This is a genomic window from Wenjunlia tyrosinilytica, from assembly GCF_014646055.1.
Taxonomy (GTDB): domain Bacteria; phylum Actinomycetota; class Actinomycetes; order Streptomycetales; family Streptomycetaceae; genus Wenjunlia; species Wenjunlia tyrosinilytica.
The window spans coordinates 173,302-192,867 of the sequence record NZ_BMMS01000008.1; the positions used below are offsets into that span (position 1 = coordinate 173,302).

Sequence of the window (19,566 nt, forward strand, 5' to 3'; positions counted from 1 at the left end):
TGTAAGGACTGGCCGCTTCCGCCAGGCTGTTCACGGCCCGTATCGCCCGTTCGGGCAAGGGCCGGCGTCCCGCGTCAGCCCCGCCCCAGTTGCCGCAGAACCTCTTTCGGGCGGTTGGTGATGATGGCGTCCACACCCAGCCGGACGCACAGCTCGACGTCCCCGGGCTCGTTGACCGTCCATACGTGCACCCGGTGTCCCTCGCGGTGCAGCCTGGCGACGAAACCCGGATGCGAGCGCAGGATCCGTATCCCCGGCCCGGCGATGCGCACCCCCGCGGGCAGCCGCCCGTCCCGGATACGCGGTGTGACGTACTGCATGAGGTAGACCGTCGGCAGCTCGGGGGCACCCGCCTGGATGCGCCGCAGTGAGCGGGACGAGAAGCTCATCACCCGCACCGCGGAGGACTCCCCCGGCCCGGGTCGGTCGAGGCCGAAGCGCCGCAGCATCTCCAGCAGCTTCGTCTCGACCTGCCCCGCGTAGCGCGTGGGGTGCTTGGTCTCGATCGCGAGCTCCACCCGGCGGTCGGCGTCGGCGACCAGTTCGAGCAGCCGCTCGAGTGTGAGCACCGACCGCAGCTCGCCCCCCTCGAAGGTGAGCCGGGTGTCGTCGGTGGCCTCCGCGTCGTCCTCCGGCTTCCACGACCCGAAGTCCAGCGCGGCCAGATCCGCCAGCTCCAGCGCGGAGACGGCGCCGCGGCCGTTGGACGTCCGGTTCACCCTCCGATCGTGCACGCACACCAGGTGCCCGTCCGCGGTCAGCCGGACATCGCACTCCAGGGCGTCCGCCCCGTCCTCGATCGCCTTGCGGTAGGCGGCGAGGGTGTGCTCGGGCACGTCTTCCGAGGAGCCGCGGTGGGCGACGACCTGGATGCTCTTGTGGGCGAGGCCATGGGGGAGGGGCACGGAGGTCACCCGATCATCGTGCCACCGCGCGCTGCCTGCCGATGACGGCCAGGGCCAGGGTGGCCGAACCCGCGGTGAAGAACGAGAACAGGGAGGCCGAGGTCCACACCGTCGCGTGGATTCCGGTGGCGTTCTGGGCGTCGGCCCAGAACCTGGGCCAGAAGTCGGCCCACCCGGTCAGCTGCGTCGGATTGATCAGCTGGTACGCGGAGAAGCCGAGCGCCCACGGCACGAGCATCACCCAGCGCACGGGTGCGTCCTGCGACATGTCCCAGCCGCGCCGTCCGCTGCCGAGGAAGAAGTCGACGGCGGTGACCGCGAACATCGGCACGAAGACCGACCCGATGAGATAGAGGAAGCTCTCATAGGTCGAGAAGTCGTCCACCATCATCGCCAGAACGGTGACCAGCGTGCCTATACCCAGGCAGAGCACCCGCCTGTCGACCTTCGGCAGGAGGTTGTGCACGGACATCGCGGTGGAGTAGACGTTCGCGAACGACTGGTCCACCTCGCGGACGACCAGGACGGCGAAGAACACCCATCCGGCGCCGACTCCGAGGAACGTGTCGAAGATCTTGTCCGCGTCACCACCCACCTGGAGCAGTGCCAGCAGTCCGAGCAGGTAGCACCAGATCTGTGCGGTCGAGTAGCCGACGAGGGTGCCCCAGAACGACTTGGCGGTGGAGCGCGAGTGGCGCGTGTAGTCGGCGGCCAGGGGGACGAACGAGACCGCGACCGCGAGCGCCGAGTCGACGGCGGGCAGGAAACCGCTCCACGACCCTTCGTTGAGCGACGGGGTGTCCTGGCGCAGCAGCTGCACGGTGAAGTACAGCATCGAGACGCCGACGGCGATCGTGACGTAGCGGCGCAGGAGCCGTACGGAGCCCAGCGGCTTGATCGTCAGGGCCGTCGTGAGTGCCCCGGCCAGCAGGACGTAGAGCCAGTGGGGGCCCTTCCCGTCCGTCATGGCCTCGACGCCGAGGGTGATGACGGTGAGCTCGAAGACGCCCCAGCCGACGCACTGGATGATGTTGAGCACGGTCGGCAGGTAGGAGAGCTTCGTGCCGAAGAGTCCGCGCAGGATCGCCATGGCGGGAGCACCGGTGCGGGTGCCCAGGATGCCGGAGACGGCGACCATGGCGGTGCCGACGACCGTGCCCACGACGGTCGCGGTGATCGCGGCGAGCAGCGACAGCTGGGGATGCCCGGAGGGGGTCAGGACCCAGGCGGCACCGGAGAAGCCGAGGAGGCTGACGCCGAGATTCGCCCAGAAGGCCGCCTGGTCGCGAAATCCGAGCGGTCGCGGGGGCTCGGTGTCCAGGACGAGCGGGGCCTCGGGGTGCCGCGGGTCCGCCGCACCGATCTTGGGCGCGTCAAGAGATGGTGGTGCCGTCATCGCGGCTTGCTCCCTACGCCGGCATTACCCGGTCAGGTTCAGGCGGTCGGCACCCTGTCTGTGCCCTCTCAGCCCGGATTCGTCCGAGCTCCCGCGTGTGCGTTCGATCGCTGCATGGTAGGCGTTCGCCTGAACGCGGCCAAGCGCCACTACCCGCTGAGCGCCATTCAGCCCAAATGTAACTATCAGGTGGAGATAAAGTCGGGTGGCCCCTTTGTAGTCGGCTGCTTACGGTGGTCCGACGGCCCTTGGGGGACTCTTGAGTGCGAAGGTCGGCGGACCTCCGTCGACGGATGGTCGAGTCTGGTCGATGGACGGTCGGCAGTCGACGGATGACTGCGCGACCGAGTGCGACTGTGCGACGAAGGAGAGAGCTGTGAGCACCGAGCACGAGAACTGGCCGACGGGCGCGGAAGAGCCTGAAGGGCCCGGCACGGACCACACCGCTCAGATGCCCACTGTTTCCGGAGCGGGTTCATCGGGCGAGCCGACTCCGCCGCACCCGGCCATGCCGCCGACGCCTCCCGGGGCCCGGCCCACGCCTGCCGACGCCCAGCAGCCCCCGGTCGGCCCGGGCCCGGGACAGACGCCAGGGCACCCCCACGCTCCGAACGTGCCGCATGTCGCGCCCACGCCGAATCCCACGTACGGCCAGGGCACGCCCTTCGCCGTTGCAGGCGGCCCGCCTCCGCCCCCGCCGCACAGCGGCTGGGGCCAGCACAACCCGCCCGGTCCCCGTGGCCGCGGCCGGGGCGGACTCGTCGCCATCGTGGCGGCCACCGCCCTGCTGGCGGGCACGATCGGCGGCGGACTCGGCTACGTCGCGGCCGACCACTCCGACTCCAGCACCACCAGCACCACCGTCTCCTCGTCGGCGGACCCCGCCGCGCTCAACCGCAAGCCGGACAGCGTCGCCGGGATAGCGAATCGGGCCCTGCCGAGCGTCGTCACCATCAAGGCCGAGGGCGGCCAGCAGAGCGGCACCGGCACGGGCTTCGTGTACGACAGGGAAGGCCACATCCTCACCAACAACCACGTGGTCGAGCCCGCGGCGGACGGGGGCAAGCTGTCCGTCACGTTCTCCGACGGCAAGAGCTACGGGGCGTCGGTGGTGGGCCGCGCCAAGGGCTACGACGTCGCGGTGATCAAGCTCGACAAGCCGGGCAGCGCCAAGCTGAAGCCCCTGACGCTCGGCAACTCCAGCCAGGTCGCGGTCGGCGACGCCACCATCGCGATCGGTGCTCCGTTCGGCCTGTCCGGGACGGTCACCACCGGCATCGTCAGCGCCAAGGACCGCCCGGTCGCGGCCGGCGGCGAGAACGGCTCGCAGCCGTCCTACATGAGCGCCATCCAGACCGACGCCTCCATCAACCCCGGCAACTCCGGAGGCCCCCTGCTCGACTCCTCCGGCCGCGTCATCGGGATCAACTCGGCGATCCAGTCCGCCGACGGCGGCGGCAACAACCCCTTCGGGGGCGGCGGCCAGGCCGGAAGCGTGGGCCTCGGCTTCGCCATCCCCATCAACCAGGCGAAGTGGGTCGCCGACACCCTCATCAAGACCGGCAAGCCCGTCTACGCGGCGATGCTGGTCCTGCGCAACGACAGCTACGAAGGCAAGGGCGCCCAGATCTCCCCGAAGGACATCAACGGCACCCCGGCCATCACCCCGGGCGGCCCCGCCGACAAGGCGGGCCTGAAGCCGGGCGACGTGATCACCAAACTCGACAACAAGACCATCGAGAGCGGCCCCCAGCTCGTCAGCGAGATCTGGACCCACAAGCCGGGCGACAAGGTCAAGGTGACCTACGAGCGCAGCGGCAATGAGCACACCACCGACCTCACCCTGGGTTCGAGGGAGGGCGACAACGGCTGACCTTCCCCGTTAGGCTGACCTCCGCGCCGTCACCAGCAGTGACGCCCGCAGGAGGGTTGCCCGAGCGGCCTAAGGGAACGGTCTTGAAAACCGTCGTGGCAGCGATGTCACCGTGGGTTCAAATCCCACACCCTCCGCTGAGGTCAGAGACAGCGCAGGTCAGAAGGGGTGCCCCGTGTCATGGGGCACCCCTTCAGCATGTGACCTGTCTCATCCGTACTCGCCGGTATCCCATTGTTGACCAGCCTGTGTGGACCAGGCGTGGACCAGATTCGGGCTAGCGTCTCCCGCTCGGAAAGCGTCCGAAGCCCGGGTGCTGGACAGTGCCGAGGCGTTGGTTTAGGTGCGGCGGCTCTTCACCCGTCCGCCTCCCTCTCTCGCCACCACGACTGTGGTTGCCGACGTCGTGCATCTGCGGCATTGGGGCCAGCCTCCCAATCGTCGACCAGGCTCTCTTGCAAAAATGAGGCCAAGGCGGAGGCCGTCTCCAAGAGTCTTTCCGCGTGCTCCTGGTTCATATCCGGAAACAGTTGCGCCTGCTCAAGTTGACGGTCTACATCCTCACTCAAGCGCCGGTGCATCGATTGGCGGCTTACGCCGTAGCGCTCAGCCAGCACATCCCAGGAGACGCCGCTCTGTCGAAGTGCAGCCACTGTCAACTGCTCTAAACGGCGAGCAGCTTGGCTGAGCTCGGGGATGAAGCGAAGCCCGAAGGCCGGGCCGTCGATCGGATGGGCAAGCATCAAAGCCGAGGTAGCCAGCTCCAACGCCTCTTCGGAGAGCGCGATCAGGAGGTTGCGCACACGGTCTTCGGCAGTCGGGTTCATAGCAGCATGCTGCCAGGCCGATGTCAGCCTGGTGCTGACATCGGCTTGCTGTGGTGACTCTCATGATGGTTGGGCAAGCAGACGGCTCCCTGAGCCAATCAGGGAGCCGTCGAAGGTCATCAAGTCATGGAGACGTCAGATGAACCAATTCCAGCCTAGTTCCTTTGTCCAGGGCCCCGGGCTTCGTCCCATGGTCAGCACTACGGCTGCAGCCACGTTCACCACGGCTGTGGCCCTTTGCGTGATGCTCAGCCTTCTTGACACCGTCGGTTCCGCCACTGACCTGCTCACGATCATCGTGATCCTGGTTCTCGTTGTGGCGCCGCGTCGTGAGGGTGGTATGCACATGTGAATGTTGCCCCGCTTGTTGCACAGTTACGGGTGCAGCGAGCGGGGCAACCGCCGTCTACGGAACCTGAGAACCGTCGATCAACTTCCCGCTTCGTCGGCTTCCTTCAGGGCCTGCTCGATCTGCTCGTTCGTGCGTTGCTGGCTGCCGTGGATGACCTTGGCGTAGAACCGGAAGAGGACGGCGATGCTGTGGCCCGCTCGGCGGGCGACCTCGGCGGGAGCGACGCCGGAGTTGAGCCAGAGGGAGACGCCAGCGTGACGCAGGGAATACGGCACCTCGGCGAGGGGCGTCTTGCACTCCCGAGGGCTGAGCACCGCCAGCCGGGCCGCTTTCCAGATCTCTCCGTACTCCTTGGACAGCACATGCCCGCCACGGTGGGCGCGAAAGAGTCGGCCGTCGTCAGCGACCCCGTACTCCGTCAGGTGCTCGCGGAGCGTGGCCACCAGCACGGGCGGAATCGGTACCGGACGGGTCGCCTTCCTGGCCCGCCGCTTCAGACCCCGCGAGTCGAACGACTCCCCGGAATCCGTCCAGCCCGAGCCAACACGGGGAGTGCTGTCGGCGAGGAGTAGTTCGCCCCACCCCGACTCGGGCAGGGTGCACGCGTTCAGGCTCAGCGCGGTCACCTCTGCCGGTCGCATCCCCGCGTAGTACAGGCAGCCGAAGAAGGCGCGAAGATGCCAACCGCGCCTACCTTGACGACCAACAGCGGCGATCAGCTTCTTTGCAAGGCGGGGCCCAGGGACGTAGCGGAAGTCGATTTCGTCGTCTGTCTCCGGTGCTTCCCAGTCCACCGTCCCCAGCGGCACCGAGCCCAGTAGCTGGCGTTCCACTGCGTATCGCAGGGCGTTGCTCAGCACGGTGAGCTTGCGGTGGATCGTGTTCGGGGCGGCGGTCTTGCCGTCGAGCCGCAGGGACAGCGCCTCCAGGGCGTTGCGTACGACGGCAGGAGTGTTGAAGTCGCTCACCTTCAGGGACTTCCGCCCTATCCATTCGAGAGCAGCCTTGATCTCGGCCGGAGGCGTCTCGGCCTCACAACGCGGCCTCAACTTGCCGTCATCGCCAACGCTGAACCGGAAGGCCCAGGAGTACAAGGCCGTCCGCAGTACAGACGGATCGGGGCCGCCGCGCTTGTCCGCCACCAGAGCCGGTGTGACCGTCGCCAGGGCATCAGCGATACCCGCCCGGTGCTTCGCCGACGCCTTCGGCCACTTCATCGCAGCGTATGCGCGGGCATGCGCGAACCACGTAGGCGACTGCATCGCGTGCAGCTCGGAACTCGGCAGGCCGGTCGCAACGTCGAACTGTTCGCGGTTGCGGAGCGCAGTCATCAGCTCTGCAAGGCGCCCCTCCGCCTGAGCCTTGATCCTGAAGCTCTTTGCATGGGGCTGGGGTCCCACGCGCCAGCGGACCTGATACGGCTTGGACCGGTCCTCTCGGTGGCGAATGCTCCAGATCTTCACGTCGTAGGTCAGCACGCCGTTTCCTCGCAGTTGGCAAACCAGGCGTCGAGTTCGGAGCGGCGAACGCGGATTTGGCCGTTCGGCAGCTTGAGGCACTTCGGCCCCTTGCCGCGTGCCCGCATGCGGTAGAAGGCCGCCCGCGACATGCGCAGCTCGGCGAGGACTTCGGGCAGCTTGAGCGTCTGGTTGCGCCCAGGCGTGGTCATCGCCATTCCTCCCCTTCGTGCTTGAGCTGGAGAGCCATGGCGCTTTCGCGGCGGACGGTTTCGGCTAGGAGTTCTTCGCCGGGGCTGTAGCCCGAGGCGAGGTAGCGCCAGTCCGAGTGGACGAGGGTGGTCGCGTCGCTCGGCTCCGGGAGCTCCAGGCGTTTGCGGGTCTGCTCGGTGCGCCAGGCACGGCGGATCTCCCGGAGCGCGCCGAGCGTTGTCGAGTAGCGGCGGGACTTGGTCGAGAAGTGGCCTCGGAAGCCGAGCATGTGGGCCCACTTCCAGAGCTTGAGATCGGCGAACTCGGGGAGTCGGCCGAGGTCCCAGCAGGTGCGGATCATCTGCCGGACATGGCGTTCCACCGCCAGGCAGGCCAGCGATTCAGCCATGCCGGTACCGCCGCAGGACCGGCATTCGATCGGGTCGCCGTCGAAGACGGGAGTGGTCATCCCGCGTCCGTTGCACAGGTGGCAGTACAGGGAGCGGTCGACCGTGCCGGAGCCCTCGGCGCCCTTGGTGGCGTACTTCGCGACGTAGGCCGCAACGGCGCGGTCGGTCAGGTCGGAATCCGCGGTGGCCCCCGCGATCTCGCGTACGTCGATCTGGCGTCCCCAGCGCAGTTCCCGCACGCCGACCGTGTCCGACTCGACCGTGAGCACGACGCGGGCCGCCGCCGACTCGATGGCGTCGGTCAGCAGCTCGGCCGTTGCCCAGGCGGGTGGGGGCGCCGTTGAGCCCTGCGGGCCGTCGAGGCGGACCACGGCGTGGAAGTGGACCAGGCCGCGTTTCTGGTATTCGGCGACCTTCGCGAAGGAGAGCCGCAGAACGTTGGCCAGCTCCTTCTGAGCCAGTCCCGCGCGGGCAGCGATCTCCCGCCGCAGGAATGTGGTGAAGCGTGCCCACAGGGCTCCGGCGTGTGCGTTGAACAGGACTGCGCCGCAGTAGTCGTACGTCTGCGGATCCACCGGCGTGCCAAGGGTCGAGTCATCGGCGGTGTGGCTCTCACCGCAGCGGCAGGGCAGGAGCTTGCCCGTCGCAGTGGTCGGGCGGTTGTGGACCCGGCCGAACGAGGGCGCGGTGAGGGTCGCGAAGACGCGCGGGTGGGCGCGGACCGTTTCGGGCACGGCCTTCCCGCCCGTAAGCCCAGCCTTGATCAGTTGGTACGTGTCGGCGGCGTACAGGCGGGAGCAGGCGGGGCAGCGGGTGGCGCGTCGGTTTCCGCATGCGACCAGGAGGCGGCCGGTCGGTTCGTCGGCGGTGCTGTAGGCGTGCAGCACGTCACGAGTCGCGGCGTCGAGGGTCACCGTCGAGCCGACGAGCTGTATCGGACGGGTGCAGCCGCCGACGCGTTCGACCTGTTCGCGGACACGGTCGAAGCGATCGAGGTTGGCCAGCTCGATCAGATCCCGGAGGTAGGGACTGACGACCTGACGCAGGTCGAGAGGGGCTGTCATTGTGGGTGCTGTCCTTCCGTGGTTCGGGAGGGCACCCCGGGCAGGAACGAGTTGGCTTGGCGGCTGTTCGGTTCCTGCTCGGGGCATGACGACATGGCCTGATGGCGGGTCGTGGAAGCGCCGGCGGTGCGGCGGTGTCAGCCGGTCGCGAGCTGGGCGTGAACGGCGTCGGCCAGGGCGGGGGCGACGCCGAGCCGTGTGCGCAGTTGGGCAGGGGTGATCTGCTGTCCATGGCGGTCGTGGTGCTCGGCGGCGATGCGACGGGCCGCCTTGAGCAGCGGATCCGGTGCGGTCATGGGCGCGGCATCGGGAGCGCTCGCCGAAGTCGGAGCCTGGGCGGGGACGGGCGTGGGCTCCGTCGTTCGGGTTGTTGCGGGAACGTGCTCGGGGGCAGGCGTGCCCGAGGCGTGCAGGTGGCGCAGAAGCGCGGGGCCGACCTTCCCCCAGCCCAACAGCAGGAGAGGGGCGACGGTGTCCAGCGCGGCGCGGCCGTAGTGTCCTGCGGTGATTGGTTCGGCGACGTTCAGGGCCAGGGTGAGAAGGCCGCACAGGTGCATCAGGCGGGTTGCGGGCTTCAGTTCAGCTTCCGGCACACCTCGCACCGACAGGTGGTGCAGCGCCACCAGGAGCCCGATCACGGACAGGTCCACCATCGGGGCGACGAGCGGGGCTATCGGCTGTGGGATGCCGAGGCGCAGGGCCAGGGCCCAGACGTTGCCGAAGGAGAAGACGAAGGCCAGAGCGGCGATGACCGCCATGACCGCGGTGATGGTGTGCCGGGTGAACCGGTCGTGCCCGGCCCCGTTGGGCGGTGAGGCGGTCATCGCGGCCATGAGGCGTACTCCTTTCTCTCAGGTGGGGGCGTGCTCTAGGAGGCGGGCACATTGGTGGCGTCCTTGGACAGCGGTGGACCGGGGAGCATCCGGGACAGCAGTTCCACCGGATCGGCTGTCAGGCGAGCGGTATTGGCCGCGACCGTGGCCGCGTCGGCGTCCGCCACGTACGGCATGCGGACCCGTGTGAAGCCCGCCCGCCCCTGGGAGACCATCGAGGCGACCCCGACGTAAGCCGGGTCCTGGAGGTTGATCGGGTTGGCGTCCGGCCAGTTCCGGATGTCCTCCCCCAGAGCGGCAACAGCCGCCTCAGCGGTTTTCTGGGCAAAGGACAACCCCACCGGGCACACGTCCCGGATGAAGGTGGGTATCGCGTCACCGGTCGCCTTCTGGGTGGCCAGGATGACCACGATGCCGACCGAACGGCCCTTCTTGACCAGGTCCTCCACGAGCCGGGCGTTCTCCGCCGACAGCGCGGCAAGTCGCTTGGTGGCGGCGTCGCTGCCCTTGTAGTCGCGGAAGTACGTGTGCGCCTCGTCAATGATCAGGACCACGAGCGGCCAGGCAGCAGAGGGGCCGACGTGCCACATGTTCGCCACACCCAGCAGGCGCCGGACGTTCGAGGAGCGCTCGCGCCGCAATTCGACCAGCTTCTTGAACAAGCCGTTCGCATGGGCCAGATCGTCACCGACGAAGGCAAAGCACCGCTTGACCATGTCGGCGTAGTCGCCCTCGTCCGCTGTGGAGACCTTCCCGTCCGCTACGGCGAACTGCATCGCGTCAGAGGGCGCCATGCGGCAGACGAGGCCGTTGATCAGGCTCGTCTTCCCGTAGCCGGGCAGGCCCGCGACGGTGATGCCGGGGATGTTCGCCATCCGCAGCGCGACCGCTTCGGCGTACTCGTCCACCCCCAGGTCCCACGACCCCAGATCCTCCGGCGCCTGTCCACTCGGCCGAAGCGTCGTGGGAAGCGTCAGGGGATCCGAGCGCACTGCCCGGATGCGAAGCCTCCCCGGGGCCAGGGGCGTGACCGAGACACGCGCGCACCGCCAGGCGTTGGCCAGGTGAGGCGCCGCCTTCTGCATCTCATCGAGCCCCACCCGAGGGAGCGTGTTCGTCGTGACGATGACGCCATAGCGGTCAACCGCCGTCTTGATCGTCGGCGTCAGCTCGCGAGGTTGGGGAGTCTGCCCCTGCTTCGTGGTCAGCGACGCCAGCAGCGTTGGCGTCCTGTCGGTCACCGACAGCCCTTGCATCTTCGCCAGCCGGGTCCAGCCGCGCCGGATACGGAACGCCTGCCGGATGCTCGCCCGCGTCTCCCGGTCCGCCGCTATGTAGCGGGCGAGCGAAACCAGGTGGATGAGGGCGAGGGCCGCCCCGACGATGATCGGGGCGACCTCCACAACGTGCTCTGGATTCACTTGCCGCCTTCCTTGCCGTAGAGGAAATGGAACAGCGCTATGTGCAGCTCAAGCAGGTCAGCCCCGACGACGAGCGGCGGGTAACCGTGGGCCTGGAGCACTTTCGCCACGTTGGACACGAGGCCGAATGTGAACCGGGGATCGGAGTCCCCCTCTGACCGGGCGACGGGGTAAGCGCGCTGCGGCGCAGGCGGAGTCACTTGACCAGCTCCAGGCCCTCAGCCCGGTAGGACAGGCCAGAGTTGACCTGGTCCCCGAACACGTTCGCCCATGGACTCGCGATGAGCTTGACGGGACGAACCGTCATCCCCGGAGCCAGCCCCTCCGGCAGACCCGGTTCAGCCACGGTGATCTTCAGAACCTGAGCCTGACCGCCCGAGGTCTCCAGCAGGTTGACGATGTACATCGCCGCCCCCGTCGCCCGGTCGGTAGCGACCTCCCCTGTCTCCTGGTTCTTGACCTTCGGCACGGGCAGCGTCGCGATCATGAACAGGGACTCGCTGACGTCCACTCGCGCAAACGGCTTAGCCACTTCTCTTCTCCTCGTCTCACCGGTCGCTCGTTCGACCGGACTCAAGTAGTACCTAGCTGACCTAGCTATGTCAACCCAAGCTAGCTATTAGATCTAGGTTGGATGGGTGTGCTGGGTGTGCTAACGCGGGCTATCCTCGGCCCATGAAGCTGCCGACCGACGACTCACGCCCGCCGTACCTGCTGGCGGCCGATGTGTTGCGGCAAGAGATCACATCCGGCCGGATCAAGCCGGGCGACCGCCTACCGTCCGCGCGTGAGCTGGAAGAACGCTTCGGCATCGCGAACATGACCGTCCGCAGTGCCCTTCGCGTCCTGCGCGAAGAAGGGCTGATCTACTCCGTTCAAGGACGTGGCAGCTACGTCCGCAACGCTCCGGAGAAGGCCGGAGGCGAAATTGACACGGCCGCCGGCCCCGAGTCGGCGAACGCGGCGACTGCCGAGCCGGGCGCGGAGTGGAGCGAGGTCATGGACCTGCTGAACACAACTCTCCAGCAGGTCAAGAGCCTCAGCGATCGGGTTGCCGAGGTGGAGTCGGAGTTGACACGGATACGGCGGCAAGAGCCTCGCTGACCACGGTGAGCCTGTCCTCCAGGTCGGCGATCTCGCCCCCGATCTGCGCAAGCAGTGCCTTGACCGCTGCAAGGCCGCTCGTCATGTCGTTCAACTGCACCCCGTGCCTTTCGTGCCGTTCTTCCGGGCCGCGCTTGTATCGAGCCGTCAGAAGCGCCTTGCTTCCGCCGGACGTGAGCCCACAACACCGCATGAAGTTGGTTTTGGTCCGGCCGCGTATCGGCGATAGAGACCGGCGTCTTTCTCCAGGAGGGCCCGCGCACTCATACACCGTCAGCCCTCGGGTGGACTGCGCGACCTGGTGAGCTGTCCTCGCCGGAACGTCGCAGCGGCGCTGGAACAGTGCCGACGTGGACGCGTTCAAACTTTCTCTACTGGATCAAGGCGACCCGCTTGCGCGGGTCGCGCGCGCGGGCGGCTGGGTCGCCGCCCGCTCCTGTCTACCGCCCCGCTTGGCGGCGCCCCCTCCACTCCGCGCGCAGATCGGCAACGGTTCGGGGTGATCAGCGCAGAAGCGCCGAACAGCCCACGCAGGCCCGCATCAGCCCGTGGTGCGACTGCACGACGAGCAGGCATCACCGGAGGCGCACCGACACCAGGGCTGCGGCCTACGAATCCGCGGTGACCCCTGACGTCCACCGAACCGACCGGCCGCAGGCGACAACAGCCCGGCGTCCACGTCGAGCGGGTAGCGGGTTGGGTTGAGTTCAAGGCCCAGATCACGGCGGAGACTTGGGAGCCGTACCCGGCGACGGGGCACGCCAGCCGGACATGCCGCCTTGTGGTCACTACGTGTGCCGTACCCGGCATGCGGCCCTCGCCTCGCGCCGTGGTCCCTTGGCTGTGGTCCCGCAGAACCACTCTGACCAACACCATCGCCACTCTCCTTCGCTTGTCTCAACGGCGGAGCCAGCAACCACGCCCGAACAGGCGTGCGTCAGGCCCCGGTACCATCGGCACCGGGGTCCTGACGGGATCCCAACCGGACCACCCCGAGCTTTCCAGGGCCAAGGGGTGGTCCGGCTTTCGTGTCTGCGCTTGTTGTCGGTCAGAGCGACAGCGGGGCGCCCCCACGGTCGCGCGCTTGATCGGCGGCCCTCAACAACATGGATCGCTCATTCGCGCCAGTAGCACCATGACCGCCACGCACACGGCCGCGTAGAGGAGCACCGCAAGCCACTGCCTCATGCAAGCGCACCCCCAGCCACGCCCCCGACCCCGTGACTCGCGAGGGCGAAGCGGCAGTAGACGACCTTTCCCCCGTCATCCGCGCGCTTCCAGAACAGGCCATCGGCCAGAGCCCTCACCATCTGGAGACCACGGCCACCGTCCGCCAGGTCGGCCCCGGGCGTCTGGGGTTCAGCCGCAGCAGGGAAACGGGGGTCGTGATCGCCGACCTCTAGGAACAGTTCATGAGGCCACGAGCGCAGCCCGATCGAGGCCAACCGGTCGTCGTCCCTTCCGGACGCGGGTCGTAACGCGTGCTTTGCCACGTTGCCCACGAGTTCGGAGGCGCACAGCACCACGTCCGCCCGCATCGCCCACAGGCCCCAGTCGGCCAGGGCCGCCACGACGAACAGCCGGGCGTTGAAGGAAGCGTTGCACTTGTCCACGTGCAGAACGCCGCCCCGGTAGACCGCCTGGGAGTTCAACCGGCCCGGCCAGACGTCACGCCAAGGTGGAGCAAGACAGCGACCGTGCCCAGCCAGCCGCACGGGCAGTTTCTCCTCTGTGGTCACTGCATTGCGCATTACGCACCACCTCACGGGACAACGGTGTGATGCGAGCAATGCTGACGCTCCAACAGGTCCCACAGAAGGCCGGTTAGGGGACTCTTAGAGGACTTATATAGGACTTCTATCGGAAGTTGCCATTGGAGGAGTCCTCAATTGGTCCCACGGCGGACTACCTTGGGCCACAGGTAGCCGCAAGTCGGAGGTAGGGATGGCACGGTCCATAGGCAACGCGAAGCTCAAGGCAGCCCGTCAGGCTGCGGGCTACTCCTCACAGGAGGCGCTGGCCGAAGCGTTGAAGCACGCTGCCCCGCAGGTCGGCATCCGCGGTCTGCACGTCAGCGTGCGCCAGGTCAGACGCTGGGAGTCAGCGAACCCGCCCTGGCCACAACCCGACCACCAGCGCGTCCTGGTCCACTTGCTCGGCCAGTCGATGGACGAACTCGGGTTCACTCCGCCCTGGAGCGGCGACAGCCACACCGAGCACGCGGACTCGACTCCTCGCAGAACGGCAGCCAGCGGCACCGCCGCCGCAATTGGACTCGCCGCGCCGCCCCTGCCCACCGCGAAGGCGGCATCCCAGCCCGCGACGGTGGGCGCCGACTTCGCCACGATCACGGCCGCTCACCGTCGCCTGTACTGGTCGGTGGAGCCAGCCCAACTCCACTCCGCAGTGGTGGAACACGCGCGACTCGGTACCTCTCTGATGGCGGAGACCGCTGGCGCCAGCAGAGTCACGCTGGCAGCGGCCTTGGCCGAGTCCTACTTGCTCGCCGGACGCATCGAGTTCTTCGACCAGCAGAAGCCGGACGCGGCCAGCAATTCATTCGTGCGCGCGCTCCAGGCCGCAGGCGAGGCCGACGACGCGCTACTCGGCTCCGCGATCCTGGCCCACACCGCGTTCATCCCCGGGTGGGCCGGGCGCAAGGAGGATGCCGAGGAGCGCATGGCCGCCGCACGGGCCTACGCACGACGAGGGCCCGCACCAGCGGCCCTGTGGGCATGGCTGGACGCCGTCGAAGCAGAATGCGAGACCCGCTGCGGAGACACCCGCACCGCCCTGCGTCTGATCAGCCACGCCGAAGACGTGCTCAAGGAAGGCCCCGAAGGGCGAGTGCCCGCGTGGATGGACTGGTTCAGCCCCGTGCGCCTGGCCGCGTTCAAGGGCAACACCCAGCTCGTGGCAGGCCACATCAGCCAGGCCCGCGAGACCTTGATGGCCGTGCTGGACCAGCTCCCCGCCGACCACGGCAAGCAGCGCACGATCGTCCTCGGCGACCTGGCCGCGGTGGAGGCCGCTGCGGAGAACGTCGAGGAAGCCTGCCGATGGGCGGGGGAGGCCCTGAACCAGCTCAGCATCACCTGGTACGCCACCGGCATGGACCGCATCCGCGACGTGCGCAAGAAGCTCCACCAGTGGCGCAACGAGCCGAGCGTGCGCGAGCTGGACGACCGGATGTATGGATGGGGAGCGACCGTCAGCGGCCTTCAGCGTTGAACCGAGCGACCAGGCCGGGCAGCTCGGCCAAGCTGTCGATACGCATGGTCGCCACCGTTTCCGCGTCCGGGTGATCGGCCTGGATGGTGCCCCACGGCCCGCGGCGGATCAGGGCAGTCAGCAGCCCTGCTTTCGCTGCGGGCCGGATGTCGTTGTCCAGCCGGTCACCCACGTACAGGATCTCGTCCGCCTCGCACGGGGCAGCAGCCACAACGTGGGAGAAGAAGGCGACGTCGGGCTTCGACACCCCCCAGTCGTCCGAGGTGGCGATGAAGTCGGTGGGCAGGGCGAGCGACCGCAGGATGCCGCCGGCCCGGACCGTCTGATTGCCCGCGATGCCTACCCACAGCCCGGCCGTCCTCAGCGCCTCCAGGGCAGGCCGCACATCCGGGTACAGGTTCTCCTCACCGAACGTTTCCGGCTGCCCCTGCTGAGCGCGCCTCTCCCGCTCCGCGTAGAGATCAAAGCCCGGCTGGAACACCTGGAACGTCTCGCGGTAGTCCCGCCCCTGAGCGATCACGGCCCCGAACATCGCCGAGAAGGTATGCCGAGGCACACCCAGCCAGTCGGCCCAGGTCCCGTACTCGCGGGACTCGTCCACCAGGCACTCACCGACATCGAACACCACAGCTCGGATCATGCGGAGAGCCTAGAACACCCCTGATCGGCACGAACCGCGGCGATCGAGTTCGAGGCCCGCATCCGTGCAGTGATCTGGTGAACCGGCCGCGTATGCGCCGTGACCCAGGTGGGTGAGTTGGCCGCCAGGGAGGAATTTTCTGGTATCAATCCTCCAGCTCCAAGGAGGATCGTGGACCACCAGTGGACCAGGCCCCCACTCTGAGCAGTCGAGGCAGCGCGTTCCCGCAGGTCGCAGCCGCATTGATCATCATAGCCCGCGCCCTCTTGAAAACCGTCGTGGCAGCGATGTCACCGTGGGTTCAAATCCCACACCCTCCGCCTCGGACAGCGTCTGGCCAGCAAGTCATCTCGCTCGCCAGGCGCTGTCTCGCCGTCTCGTGCAGCTGTGGTGATCGTTTGCTCGGCCGCAACGCAATGGATCATGAATCCATCGCCGGACGGAAGGCGCCCCCGGCCGGGCCTGGAGCGCCACCCTGCGGGGGGCGGGGATCTTCCTCGGGGTGGGGGAGACCGGGGCGTCCTACCCCTCCGCCCAGGGGACGGCCGGGGCAGCGCTCGCGCCCTTCGCCAGCCGCCTGAGCAGCTTCGTCGCGATCGGTTCCGGCAACTCCTCCACCGCCCCCTCGACGACGAAGACGTACACCGGTCTCGCCTCGGCTCTGCGTCGATCCGCCTCCAACATGGGCAGCGCTCCGCCAGGAGCCCGCCCGCGTCCAGTACCTCCTCGAGCCGCAGCACGTAGTCGTCCGTGGCAATGCGCGTGGCGGTCCCCTCGGGCACGCGCGTACAGCGTGCGCCTGGGCGGATTCAGGATCCGCTGAATGCTGCGCTCGCGGTTGCTCAACTCCGGCTTGGGCGCGCCGAACAGGCACCGTGCCCCCTTCACAGCCGTGTCCCGTCGTCCAGGCGCACCGCACGATGTGGGGCCTCTCGATCGCGTCGTCGGGGGCATGGTCACGAACCATGACGTGCCGCACACCGTGACGTCCCGGGGTGCCTGCCATCCCGTCAGGGCCCCAGGTGGGACCAGCCAGTGGATCCGTTCGAACCACCAGTCCTCGAACACTGCCCCGTTTGACTCGTCGAGCAGTTCGAGTGCCGGTTCGGCGAGCCTTGTCGGGATGCGGACGGCATCCCAGTGGCCCGGCGGGTACGGCCTGCGGCCGCCACTCCGAGTTGGGTGTCCTGGCACATCTGCGCCGGACTGATGTAGACCCCCGGGTCCTGCGAGGTCGCCCGACCCCGCCGTGCGAGGCCGGGTCTACGGCGGGCAGTGCGCCGGCTGTGCCCTTGCGGCCGAGTCGCCCGCCCACCCATCCCTTGGCCGTAGCCAGTGCGGCGCCGACCCGGTACCCACAGGGGCAGGCCGGCGAGTTCGGCGGTGACGATGCCGAGGGCGCCCTAGGCGCCGGTACACCTTGCTCGTGCTGAGCGGGACAGGAACCGCAAGGCAGTGAAAGAACATCTCAGCCGGTCGGCGATCCGGTGCCCGATCCTGCACGGATCATGCGTCCTGGAACGCAGCCCGTGGCGGGGGCTGGCGGGCCGCGGAGCGAGTGCCCGGAGCGAGAACCAGCCAAGGGTAGATGCGATCACCAAGGCAAGTAGGCGCAGTACCGACGCGGGCGGGGGCGCAGGCAAGCAGGGCCTCCCCTGAGTCCTGTCCCGTACGTGGCTTGGCGGCCGCCAAGGTGACGGCCCCGAACATCGCCGAGAAGGTATGACGAGGCACACCCAGCCAATCGGCCCAGGTCCCGTACTCACGAGACTCGTCCACCAGGCACTCACCGACATCGAACACCACAGCCCGGAGCGTGCGGAGAGCCTAGAACACGGCACGCCGAGACCCACTTGGTCACAAGCAGGCAGACGACGCCTGCTGACGACGCGGAGGCGAAGGCCATTCTGCTTGTGTGTCCGCGGCCGACCCTCGATATTCGAATGATCAGACAATCTGCAAGCATGGGTAATGTGCTTACGTGATATTCCGTGATCGCAAATGGCATTTCCTTTTTTGAATTCACTCGTATGCTTCAGATATTGATGCTGTCTGTCGGTTAATGTGGCCTTCAGCCTCCTTCCTGCAGATTTGCAACGTAGGCCGTCGACGCCCGTGTCTGCTGGGGAGGGGGTTGCGGTTCGTCGCACACTTTCCGGAACCGTAAACCGCCACCCACAGAGTAGGCCCCAAGATGACACCGAAGATCTCTGGTGCGCCTCATTGGCGCACGTTTTACGCGGGGATTGCAGCGATTGCAGCGATCGTGCTTATTGCCTTCGGCGCGGTCGCGGTGACGCCGACGCAGGCACACGCCATCGCAACAGCTGTTCCCCTTGGTACAGCGGACAGCTTCGCGGTTCTGGCCGGACAGTCCGTCACCAATACCGGCCCATCCGTCGTCAACGGAGACCTGGGAGTGAGCCCGGGGTCCGCAATCAGCGGCTTTCCGCCCGGTCTGGTGAACGGTGCCATCCACAACATGGACGCCGTCGCGCTTCAGGCCCAGAACGACCTGACCACCGCTTACAACAATGCCGCCAGCCAGCCGACGGACTCGGTCATCACCACCGACCTCGGTGGCCAGACGCTGGTCCCGGGCGTGTACACCGCGCCCAGCTCAGCCGGGCTCACGGGTACCCTCACGCTTGACGCCCAGGGCGACCCCAACGCCGTCTGGGTCTTCCAGATCGGATCGGCTCTGACGACGGCACCGGCCAGCCGGGTGCTCCTGGTCAATGGCGCCGCGCCGTGCAATGTCTTCTGGCAGATCGGCAGCTCCGCCACTCTCGACACCGACACAGACTTCGTGGGCAACATCCTGGCCCTGACCTCGATCACCTTGAACACCAGGGCGACCCTCGTCGGCCGTGCGCTGGCCCGTAATGGCTCGGTGACGATGGACACCAACACGATCACTCGGTCGACGTGCGCCACTACTACCACCACAGGTGGAGTCCTGGGTGGCGTGATCGGCGGCACCGCCACGGGTGGTACCACGACCGGCGGGGTCCTTGGCGGTGTGCTCGGCGGCTTGACAACCGGTGGGGTCCTAGGTGGCACCACGACCGGTGGAGTCCTGGGAGGGGTCCTGGGTGGTCTGATCGGCGGTGGAACCGCAACCGGTGGAACCACCGGTGCCGTCACGGGCGGCACGATCGGCGGTGGCAACGGTGGCAACGGTGGCGTGATTGGCGGCGGCAACGGTGGCCACCACGGTGACCACGACCACGGCGACCACCACGGCGAGCAAGGGGATCACCACGGCGACCACGGGCCGGGCGGCGATCACCATGGCGAGCAAGGCGATCACCACGGCGACCACGGGCCGGGCAGCGATCACCAGGGTGAGCACGGTGACGACAAGGGCAAGTGCGATCGCCAGGACAAGAACGGTGACGCCCACGGCAAGTCCGGGGACCACCAGGGCGAGCACGCCGGCTACGGCTCGGACCGTGATCACCAGGGTGAGCACGGTGACGACAAGGGCAAGTCCGGTGACCACCAGGGCGAGCACGGCGATCACGCCTCGGACGTCGGCTACGGCTCGAACGGCGATCGCCAGGGCGAGCACCGTGACGACCACGGCAAGTCCAGCGGTCGCGAAGATGAGCATGGCGACAAGCACCGCAGTGACGACGCCAAGCCCAACGGTGACGGCCAGTCGGACGAGCACTGCGACCCCTGTGACAACGCCGCCAGTGACTCATGAGCCGTAGCACTCGACTCGGGTGAACGCAGCCCATCACGTGTGACAGGCGGTGCGCGGCGGATCCTCATAACGATCCGCCGTGCACCGCCGCAACCGAAACAGCCCAGAAACAGAAGATGCGAAAACAGCCAGGATGGGGAGGCCACGTG

18 protein-coding genes, 1 tRNA gene, 1 pseudogene and 1 riboswitch are annotated in these 19,566 nt (G+C 67.8%); of the genes and pseudogenes, 6 read left to right on the forward strand and 14 right to left on the reverse strand.

The annotated features are described in order from the left end of the window. Positions 1–74: 74 nt before the first annotated feature. A complete protein-coding gene (locus tag IEY86_RS11325) occupies positions 75–914 on the reverse strand; it encodes a glycerophosphodiester phosphodiesterase family protein (protein ID WP_229698324.1) in 840 nt (279 codons plus the stop codon). Between the two features lie 4 nt (positions 915–918). Beyond that, positions 919–2,301, reverse strand: a complete 1,383-nt coding sequence (locus IEY86_RS11330) for a purine-cytosine permease family protein (protein WP_189131450.1) — start codon at positions 2,299–2,301, stop codon at positions 919–921. Then, positions 2,295–2,406: riboswitch (TPP riboswitch) on the reverse strand. It overlaps the preceding gene by 7 nt. A 271-nt stretch (positions 2,407–2,677) precedes the next feature. Here IEY86_RS11330 and IEY86_RS11335 point away from each other — a divergent pair. After that, positions 2,678–4,174 carry a S1C family serine protease gene (locus IEY86_RS11335; RefSeq protein ID WP_229698325.1) on the forward strand — a complete coding sequence of 499 codons (1,497 nt, stop codon included), beginning with the start codon at positions 2,678–2,680 and terminating at the stop codon, positions 4,172–4,174. A 50-nt stretch (positions 4,175–4,224) separates the two neighbouring features. Next, positions 4,225–4,311: transfer RNA gene (locus tag IEY86_RS11340), tRNA-Ser, on the forward strand. Positions 4,312–4,530: 219 nt separating this feature from the next. Here the strand turns inward: IEY86_RS11340 and IEY86_RS11345 are convergent. Then, complete coding sequence (locus IEY86_RS11345; protein ID WP_189131452.1) at positions 4,531–5,001, reverse strand: hypothetical protein; 471 nt, start codon at positions 4,999–5,001, stop codon at positions 4,531–4,533. Between the two features lie 139 nt (positions 5,002–5,140). Between IEY86_RS11345 and IEY86_RS11350 the strand changes: the two genes are divergently transcribed. Beyond that, positions 5,141–5,353, forward strand: coding sequence for a hypothetical protein (locus tag IEY86_RS11350; RefSeq protein ID WP_189131453.1), 213 nt, complete (start codon positions 5,141–5,143; stop codon positions 5,351–5,353). 77 nt (positions 5,354–5,430) lie between these two features. Here the strand turns inward: IEY86_RS11350 and IEY86_RS11355 are convergent, their stop codons facing one another. The 7 genes from IEY86_RS11355 to IEY86_RS11385 form a co-directional block, all read right to left on the reverse strand. Further along, positions 5,431–6,831, reverse strand: a complete 1,401-nt coding sequence (locus IEY86_RS11355) for a tyrosine-type recombinase/integrase (RefSeq protein ID WP_189131454.1) — start codon at positions 6,829–6,831, stop codon at positions 5,431–5,433. Further along, the gene (locus IEY86_RS11360) at positions 6,825–7,022 is read right to left on the reverse strand and encodes a helix-turn-helix transcriptional regulator (protein ID WP_189131531.1); all 198 of its coding nucleotides are present in this window, start codon (positions 7,020–7,022) and stop codon (positions 6,825–6,827) included. Before IEY86_RS11360 ends, IEY86_RS11355 begins: the two co-directional genes overlap by 7 nt. Continuing rightward, positions 7,019–8,476 carry a replication initiator gene (locus IEY86_RS11365; RefSeq protein WP_189131455.1) on the reverse strand — a complete coding sequence of 486 codons (1,458 nt, stop codon included), beginning with the start codon at positions 8,474–8,476 and terminating at the stop codon, positions 7,019–7,021. Before IEY86_RS11365 ends, IEY86_RS11360 begins: the two co-directional genes overlap by 4 nt. Before the next feature lie 137 nt (positions 8,477–8,613). After that, the gene (locus IEY86_RS11370) at positions 8,614–9,309 is read right to left on the reverse strand and encodes a DUF2637 domain-containing protein (RefSeq protein WP_229698326.1); all 696 of its coding nucleotides are present in this window, start codon (positions 9,307–9,309) and stop codon (positions 8,614–8,616) included. Positions 9,310–9,344: 35 nt separating this feature from the next. Then, positions 9,345–10,730 (reverse strand): zonular occludens toxin domain-containing protein, encoded by a 1,386-nt coding sequence (locus tag IEY86_RS11375; RefSeq protein ID WP_189131456.1) that lies wholly within the window; start codon positions 10,728–10,730, stop codon positions 9,345–9,347. Next, on the reverse strand, positions 10,727–10,849 hold the full coding sequence (locus tag IEY86_RS37535) for a hypothetical protein (RefSeq protein ID WP_265804248.1): 123 nt from the start codon (positions 10,847–10,849) through the stop codon (positions 10,727–10,729). The genes IEY86_RS11375 and IEY86_RS37535 overlap by 4 nt, the downstream gene beginning before the upstream one ends. Positions 10,850–10,926: 77 nt before the next feature. Beyond that, positions 10,927–11,262 (reverse strand): SCO3933 family regulatory protein, encoded by a 336-nt coding sequence (locus IEY86_RS11385; protein WP_229698327.1) that lies wholly within the window; start codon positions 11,260–11,262, stop codon positions 10,927–10,929. A gap of 143 nt (positions 11,263–11,405) precedes the next feature. Between IEY86_RS11385 and IEY86_RS11390 the strand changes: the two genes are divergently transcribed. Next, entirely contained in the window at positions 11,406–11,834 is a 429-nt protein-coding gene (locus IEY86_RS11390; protein ID WP_189131458.1) for a GntR family transcriptional regulator, read from the forward strand. A 1,184-nt stretch (positions 11,835–13,018) separates the two neighbouring features. Here IEY86_RS11390 and IEY86_RS11395 read toward each other — a convergent pair. Further along, positions 13,019–13,486, reverse strand: a complete 468-nt coding sequence (locus tag IEY86_RS11395) for an ATP-binding protein (protein WP_189131459.1) — start codon at positions 13,484–13,486, stop codon at positions 13,019–13,021. 292 nt (positions 13,487–13,778) lie between these two features. On the opposite strand from IEY86_RS11395, the gene IEY86_RS11400 reads away from it, so the two are divergent. Further along, the gene (locus tag IEY86_RS11400; protein WP_189131460.1) at positions 13,779–15,065 is read left to right on the forward strand and encodes a helix-turn-helix domain-containing protein; all 1,287 of its coding nucleotides are present in this window, start codon (positions 13,779–13,781) and stop codon (positions 15,063–15,065) included. Here the strand turns inward: IEY86_RS11400 and IEY86_RS11405 are convergent. From IEY86_RS11405 to IEY86_RS36365, 3 genes and pseudogenes are all read right to left on the reverse strand, one after another. Then, positions 15,046–15,705 carry an HAD family hydrolase gene (locus tag IEY86_RS11405; RefSeq protein WP_189131461.1) on the reverse strand — a complete coding sequence of 220 codons (660 nt, stop codon included), beginning with the start codon at positions 15,703–15,705 and terminating at the stop codon, positions 15,046–15,048. The genes IEY86_RS11400 and IEY86_RS11405 overlap by 20 nt on opposite strands. Before the next feature lie 522 nt (positions 15,706–16,227). Next, positions 16,228–16,389 carry a hypothetical protein gene (locus tag IEY86_RS11410; RefSeq protein ID WP_189131462.1) on the reverse strand — a complete coding sequence of 54 codons (162 nt, stop codon included), beginning with the start codon at positions 16,387–16,389 and terminating at the stop codon, positions 16,228–16,230. Between the two features lie 1,011 nt (positions 16,390–17,400). Further along, positions 17,401–17,511, reverse strand: a pseudogene (locus tag IEY86_RS36365) (haloacid dehalogenase); the annotation flags it as partial. Positions 17,512–17,899: 388 nt separating this feature from the next. Here IEY86_RS36365 and IEY86_RS11415 point away from each other — a divergent pair. Then, positions 17,900–19,417 carry an ice-binding family protein gene (locus IEY86_RS11415; protein WP_189131463.1) on the forward strand — a complete coding sequence of 506 codons (1,518 nt, stop codon included), beginning with the start codon at positions 17,900–17,902 and terminating at the stop codon, positions 19,415–19,417. Positions 19,418–19,566: the final 149 nt, after the last annotated feature.